Source organism: uncultured Campylobacter sp. (genome assembly GCF_938045775.1).
Lineage (GTDB): Bacteria > Campylobacterota > Campylobacteria > Campylobacterales > Campylobacteraceae > Campylobacter_B.
In genome coordinates this window covers 1-7041 of the sequence record NZ_CALIBH010000235.1, presented here as the reverse complement: position 1 = coordinate 7041, position 7041 = coordinate 1, and the positions used below count along the sequence as shown (strand labels likewise).

The window sequence follows — 7041 nt, the reverse complement described above, 5'->3', positions numbered from 1 at the left end:
TCAGCCAGATCGGTCGCCGTGAGGTGCCCGCGGCGCGTCATCGCTAGCATATTTTGCTCGTTAAATTTAGCCGTTTTTAGCATCTGTTTTAAAATTTCAAGGCTCGCAAGCGCGGTGGCGACGCTATCAAAAACGCCCTCCTTGTCCTCCTGCATATCCTTGTTGTATGCTAGCGGCAAGCCCTTCATCACCGTTAGCAGCGCGACGAGATTGCCGTTTACGCGCCCCGTTTTGCCGCGGATTAGTTCGGCGACGTCTGGGTTTTTTTTCTGCGGCATGATTGAGCTACCCGTGCTGTAGGCGTCGCTGATCGTGACAAAGCCGAACTCCTGCGAGCTCCACAAGATGAGCTCCTCGCACAGGCGCGACGCATGCGTCATCAGTACGCTTACGTTAAACAAAATCTCAAGCGCGAAATCGCGATCGCTGACGCTGTCCATCGCGTTTGGCGTCACTCCCGCAAAACCGAGCTCTCGCGCGACCGACTCGCGGTTTATAGGATGCGGCGTGCCGGCAAGCGCGGCCGAGCCTAGCGGACAGAGGTTGTTTCGCTCGCGCGAGCTGGTAAAGCGCTCGTAGTCGCGACGAAACATAAACGCGTAAGCTAGCAAATGATAAGCAAGGCTCACGGGCTGGGCGTGCTGAAGGTGCGTGTAGCCGGGCATCAGCGTGTCTGCGTGCTTGCTTGCGATATCTCGCAAAGCGGCGACTAGTTCGCGGATCTTTTCGGCGATTGCAGCGCCGCTTTTAAGCACGTAGAGGCGAAAATCAAGTGCGACCTGGTCGTTTCTGCTGCGCGCCGTGTGCAGCCTACCGCCAAGATCGCTTCCGATGAGCTCGCTTAGGCGCTTTTCTACCGCCATATGGATGTCCTCGTCGGCGGTTTTAAACTCAAATTTTCCGCTTTTTATCTCTTCAAACACCACGTCAAGCCCGGCGACGATCTTTTCGCTCTCGTCAGGCTTTAAAATCCCGCAAGCGCCGAGCATCCAAGCGTGTGCCTTGCTGCCCGCGATGTCCTCCTGCCAAAGCGCCCTATCAAAGCCGATCGAGGCGTTAAACTCCTCCAAAAGCGCCGAACTCGCCTCGCTAAAGCGCCCCTCCCACATTTTTTTCACGCTCGCTCCTTCGTTTAAATTTTCGGTGATTTTTTAAAATTCTAAATCTCGCCGCACAAGATTTGCGGGCGAGAAAAAAGGCTAAAGCGCGGTAAATTCCTAAAAAACGCGTGTGCCACGTTTTTGCACTAGACTTTGGAATTTACTGTGCCTCAAACTTAGCGGTTCAAAAGCGCTTGCTAGCTTATTCGATCCACTTTACTACGTCATCCATGCTGCGGCGGATCTTTTGCGGCTGTGGATTTACGCGGTAGCCGAAAGGCACGAGCAGCGCCACGCGACGCTCATTCCATTTCAGATCCAAAATCTCTCCGAGCGCTGCGCGATCAAAGCCCTCCATAGGGCAGCTGTCGATGCTGCGGCTTGCGGCCTCGTTCATCATCGCAAGTGCTGCGAACATGCACTGCGCGTGCGACCAATTAAATAGCTCCTCATCGTCGTTGTGAAAATAACCGCTTAAGAAATCTTGATAAAATTTATGCCTGTCGCCGATATATTTGGGCGCTTCATCTTTTTTACGCGTAATCATTCGCTCGATATAATCACTTCCTAGCTTTATATCCTTGATCTTTGCTAAAATCACGACCAGATGTGAGCAAGAGGTGATCTGCGGCTGATTCCACGATTTTTCGCGGATCTGCTCGCGTAGCGCCTTGTTTTGCACAACCAAAAAGTCCCATTGCTCTAGCCCCGTAGAACTAGGTGCTAAGATTCCTGCCTGCAAAATGGCGTCAAAATCGACCTTACCGATTTTTTTGTTCTCGTCAAAAATTTTGCACGCGTGGCGAAATTTCATAATCTCTAAATGTGTCATAGTCTCTCCTTAATTAGAATTTTTGTAAATCAAATACCCGCCATCTTTGCGTCTGATGCTGAGGTTACCCTCATGTGAGCGCACGCCGATGCGGTAGTAGCCGTCCTCTTTGGTGACGTTGATGTCGCTAAAGCCGCCGATATTTACAGCAAAGCTCGCGCCGCTAAGCGGGATCTCTTGGCGCCAAAACTCAGCCTCAAGCGTGCCCGAAGCATTTGCGTCGGAGCTTTTGAAATCATCTGCGGTGATGAGCTGCACGCTGTCTTTGCGAATGACGAATTTTAGTCCATCGTCAAATTTAAGCGTCTCTAACGGCAGCTCCAGGCGCGGCGCGAAGCTAGGCGTGATGCCACTTTGCGAGGCCTGCTTTTGTAAATTTGGATCAGTCGAAGTAACCGAGACGTCCAGTGCCCTATGTAGCGCGGGTTTGGCGCTCGCGCTTAGCACGAAATCATCGTGCCAATCAATCGAGCGATTGATATCAACGATCTTTTCGTGCAGAGCCCCATCGTCGTCCCTATATCGCACGATCAGGCTTTCGATCGTAAGGGCGTCGGAGGGAAGCGCAAAGGTTTGCTGCGTAAAATTTTTAGGCGCAGGAGTATTTTGCGATGCGGCGGCGGAGATTTGCGCCGGATTGGAATTTTGCGGAGCAGATTGCGCGTTTTGTTGCATAGTGGAGTTTTGCACCGTAGAATTTTGAGCTGTAGAATTCTGTGCCGCCTTGAAATTTTGCGCTACCGTAGAATTTGACTCGCTTACTTCTGGCGCAATCGGTAACTCATCAGGAGGCGGAAGCGTCGCAACTGAAGGCTGCGCAGAAGAGTTCAGCTCCATTTTAATGACCTGCAAAGGAGCGCCGATGCCCGCTTTGGGGCCAGGAGCTTTTTTTTCGGTCTGCGAGAGCTGCGCGTTCATGGCTTTTTTGGCGGCGCTTGCTTTAATACTAGAATTAGCTTCTGCGGCGCTTTTTTGCATTGCTGCGGTAGGGCTTTTAGATGTTTCAGGCTTTATTACAGCTTGCTTTTTAGCGTTTGGGCTTTGCGCACCTGTCTTTGGCTCTTTAATCGCCAAATTGGTAGAATTTTGCTTTTTTACCGCGACGATGCTAGGTTTTGTAGCGTTTGAATTTGCGCCATTTAAATTCTCAGCGTTTAAAAAAGCGCAAAGACCTAAAATTAGCAAAGAAATTTTTCTCATTTTTTAAGGTCCGGATCGAGCGAGCGACGCTCTAAATAAAGCTTTTGCAGCTCAGCGTTTTCCTCTTTTAGCCGCTCGACGTCGGTGAATAAAAACGCCTTTTCTTTTTGCAACTGACGCAGCACTTCAAACGATCGCTTGCCAAATAGCACATCACCCACGAAGATGCCTGCAAAAACAACGCAGACGATCAGCGCAAGAGCTGCAAAAATCTGCTTAAGCGGTGAAAACGGATTGATAAAATTCAGCCGTTCTTTTAAATTTTTACGCTTTTTTAAAGCTTTTTTAGCGGCAGGATCTGCGTTTTGCGGCGCAAAAGAAAATCCTTGCGCGGTAGGATTTATGTCTTGTGCCGCAAAGCCCGTGCCTTGAGAGCTGTAGTCTGCACTTTGAGCCGCAAAACCCGCGTCGTTTGGGAAGTGGTTTTCTTTCGCGTATAATTCTGCATTCTTTAAATCGCCGCCCCCAATAAATTCCGCGCTGTAAAAGCTCGCGTCTGCTTGCGAGCTACCTTCGTAGTTTCCGCTTGCAGCGGAGCTTTTACCACTTAAATTAGTGCCGCCGCCTGCGGCATCAGAGGCAGAGCCTGCTTCATCTATACCGCGCGAGCCTACGTTATGATTTTTGCGAAAGCCAGCCCCTGCCTCGCTAAAATCTCTGCTAAAATTTTCATCGCTATAAAATTCTTCATCGTCAAAAAAATCGTCCTCGTCAAAGTCTGCGTCTGAATATCTGCCTTGCGTGTCCGTATAATCCGCTCCGTCCGTATAGGTGCGCTGTGCGCCTTTTAAGCCCCGCTTGGACTTTTTTTTAAAAAACATTTTAAATTTGGCTTCCCAAAAACTCGTCCGTCTCGCGCTCGATCTCGAGCAGGCGGTTGTATTTGGCGTTGCGTTCGCTTCTTGAGGTCGCGCCCGTTTTGATTTGACCCGTATTCATCGCGACGGCGAAGTCCGCGATAAAGCTATCCTCGCTCTCGCCGCTTCTGTGACTCATCACGCAGCGGTAGCCTTTGCGCTGCGCTAGGCGGATCGTCTGCATGGTTTGGCTGACGGTGCCGATTTGATTTGGCTTGATTAGGATCGCGTTGCCTACGCCTTTTTGGGTGCCTTCGCGCAAAATTTTCTCGTTCGTTACGAAAAGATCATCGCCCACGAGCTGCACTTTAGCGCCTAGTTTGCTCGTTAGCTTCGCCCAGCCCGCCCAGTCGTCCTCGCTTAGGCCGTCTTCGATCGAAAATATCGGATACTTCTCGCAAAGCTGCGCGTATCTCTCAATCAGCTCTTCGCTGCTAAATTCCTTGCCCTCTAGCTTATATTTGCCGTTTTCGTACAGCTCGCTAGCTGCGACGTCAAGGGCTAGTTTGATCTGCTCGCCAGCTTTGTAGCCTGCTTTTTCGATAGCTTGCATGATGAGTTTGATAGGCTCTTCGTTGTCGTTTAAATTCGGCGCAAATCCGCCCTCATCGCCCACTGCCGTACTGTGGCCTGCCGCGTTTAGAAGGCCTTTTAGCGTGTGGTAAATTTCGCTCGCCGCTCGCAGCGCATCGCTAAATTTATCAAATCCAAACGGCATAATCATAAATTCTTGAAAATCCACGCTGTTATTCGCGTGCGCGCCGCCGTTGATGATATTAAACATCGGCACGGGTAGCACGCTAGCGTTCGCGCCGCCCAGGTAGCGATATAAAGGCACGTCAAGGCTTTTGGCAGCCGCGCGCGCTACCGCCATAGATACGCCAAGCACGGCGTTTGCGCCCAAATTTGAGTAGTTATCAGTGCCGTCGAGCTCGCGCATCTCATCATCAAGCGCCTTTTGATCGAACGCATCAAGCCCAATCACGGCCTCTGCGATCTGCGAATTTACGTTTTCAACAGCCTTTAGCACGCCCTTGCCGCAGTATCTATCGCCCCCGTCGCGAAGCTCTAGTGCCTCGCGTTTGCCCGTGCTTGCGCCGCTTGGGACTATCGCGCTTGCTACGGTGCCGTCGCTTAGAGCCACGGTCGCTTTCACGGTCGGGTTGCCACGGCTATCTAGCACCTCTATCGCATAAACATCTTCGATATAAATCATCATTCATCTCCACTTTGTAAATTTTCTTCATCGTCCGCGTCTGCGCTGAAATTTACGCTACCCATCTGCTCGCGGATCTTTGCCGTGATCTCTTCAGCGACGGCAGGGTTATTCTCTAGATAAATTTTAGCATTTTCGCGACCTTGACCCAGCTTAGTGTCGCCGTAGCTAAACCACGCGCCGCTTTTATCGACGATGTCTAGCTTGACGCCGTAATCGATCAGCTCGCCCACCTTGCTGATGCCTTTACCGAACATTATGTCAAATTCCGCGATCTTAAACGGCGGCGCCACCTTATTTTTCACGACCTTGACTTTGGCGCGGTTGCCGATGCTCTCTTCGTTTTGTTTCAAAGTAGCGATTTTGCGTATGTCGATGCGCACCGAAGCGTAAAATTTAAGCGCATTGCCGCCCGTAGTGGTCTCTGGCGTGCCGTAGCCCATCGCGCCGATCTTCATACGGATTTGATTAATAAAGATCACAGTCGTATTCATCTTGTGCACGACGCCGGCGAGCTTACGCAGCGCTTGGCTCATAAGTCGCGCCTGAAGCCCCACGTGCTGATCGCCCATGTCGCCCTCGATCTCGTTTTTCGGCGTGAGCGCAGCGACGCTATCTACGACGATAAGATCGATCGCACCGCTCTTTGCTAAGGTTTCTACGATGTCGAGCGCCTGCTCGCCGAAGTCGGGCTGGCTGACGTAGAGATTGTCGGTATCGACGCCTAAATTTGAAGCGTATTTGACGTCCAGCGCGTGCTCGGCGTCTACGAATGCGCAAATTCCGCCCACCTTTTGGCACTCGGCGATGATGTGAAGCGTAAGCGTCGTCTTTCCCGAGCTCTCAGGCCCGTAAATCTCGATGATACGCCCCTTTGGCACGCCGCCGATGCCAAGCGCGATGTCAAGCCCCACAGAGCCCGTAGAGATGGCGTCTATCGGCTCGACCTGCTTATCGCCCAGCCGCACGAGCGTGCCTTTGCCGAAAGCTTTGTCGATCGATTTTAGCGCCGCATCCAGCGTCTTTTTCTTTCCCTCGTCCATGTTTTTCCTTAAAAATAAATTCACTTAATTTTACCAAATTTGAAATGAATTTTTGATTATTCGCTCAAATTCGGCGCAGCATCGGAATTTGAAATTTTTAAGGAGCGTAAAAGCTCTGCAGGGCGAGCGGAGAGCATTAAATTTACCCTTTTAAAGAGCCTCGATTTTTCACGTTTTTCTTTAGAAATTCCGCATTTTTATGAGGGCTGTAGTAAAATTTTACTATAATTTCGCAACATTTTGGAATTAGGCCGCGCGCGAAATTTAAAGCGGAGCAAAAAGGATTAAATTTGAAGATTTTTAAGCATATAAACGTCGCTCACTCGCCCGACGCCGACGATATTTTTATGTATAAGGCGATTGATTTTGGTTGGGTGAGCTCCAAAAATCTAAAGCTTAGCGCCACGGCGCTTGATATCCAGACGCTAAACGACGAGGCGCTAAAGGGCACGTATGAGGCCACTGCGATTAGCTTCGCGCTATATCCGCTAATCTGCGAGGAGTACGCGCTTTTACGCACGGCGGTGAGCTTCGGCGAGGGCTACGGCCCAAAGCTCGTTAAGAAAAAGGGCGCGGTTTTAAAGCGAAATTTCAAGGTCGCGCTAAGCGGCAAACACACGACCAATGCCCTGCTTTTTCGCATGGCATACCCGCAGGCGCGCATAGTTTATAAAAATTTCCTAGAGATCGAGAGCGCGGTTTTAAGCGGCGAAGTAGACGCTGGCGTGTTGATACACGAGAGCATTTTGGACTTTTCGGACGAGCTTTGCGTGGAGCGCGAGATCTGGGATAT

The 7041-nt window shown here is 50.7% G+C and carries 7 protein-coding genes; 1 reads left to right on the top strand and 6 read right to left on the bottom strand.

All coding sequences use genetic code 11. The annotated features are described in order from the left end of the window. From argH to recA, 6 genes are all read right to left on the bottom strand, one after another. On the bottom strand, positions 1-1109 hold a 1109-nt coding region (gene argH / locus Q0238_RS09695; RefSeq protein WP_297945603.1), incomplete at its 3' end, for an argininosuccinate lyase. A gap of 193 nt (positions 1110-1302) precedes the next feature. Next, positions 1303-1932: an NAD(P)H-dependent oxidoreductase gene (locus tag Q0238_RS09690; RefSeq protein ID WP_297945599.1), complete on the bottom strand. Its 630-nt coding sequence runs from the start codon at positions 1930-1932 to the stop codon at positions 1303-1305. Between the two features lie 9 nt (positions 1933-1941). Next, positions 1942-3132, bottom strand: coding sequence for a hypothetical protein (locus Q0238_RS09685; RefSeq protein ID WP_297945597.1), 1191 nt, complete (start codon positions 3130-3132; stop codon positions 1942-1944). Beyond that, entirely contained in the window at positions 3129-3953 is an 825-nt protein-coding gene (locus Q0238_RS09680) for a hypothetical protein (RefSeq protein WP_297945595.1), read from the bottom strand. Before Q0238_RS09680 ends, Q0238_RS09685 begins: the two co-directional genes overlap by 4 nt. Before the next feature lies 1 nt (position 3954). Then, on the bottom strand, positions 3955-5205 hold the full coding sequence (gene eno / locus Q0238_RS09675; RefSeq protein ID WP_297945601.1) for a phosphopyruvate hydratase: 1251 nt from the start codon (positions 5203-5205) through the stop codon (positions 3955-3957). Beyond that, positions 5205-6248 (bottom strand): recombinase RecA, encoded by a 1044-nt coding sequence (gene recA, locus Q0238_RS09670; RefSeq protein ID WP_297945593.1) that lies wholly within the window; start codon positions 6246-6248, stop codon positions 5205-5207. The genes eno and recA overlap by 1 nt, the downstream gene beginning before the upstream one ends. A gap of 290 nt (positions 6249-6538) precedes the next feature. Here recA and Q0238_RS09665 point away from each other — a divergent pair. Beyond that, the coding region (locus Q0238_RS09665; protein ID WP_363317139.1) for an MqnA/MqnD/SBP family protein at positions 6539-7041 on the top strand (503 nt) is incomplete at its 3' end.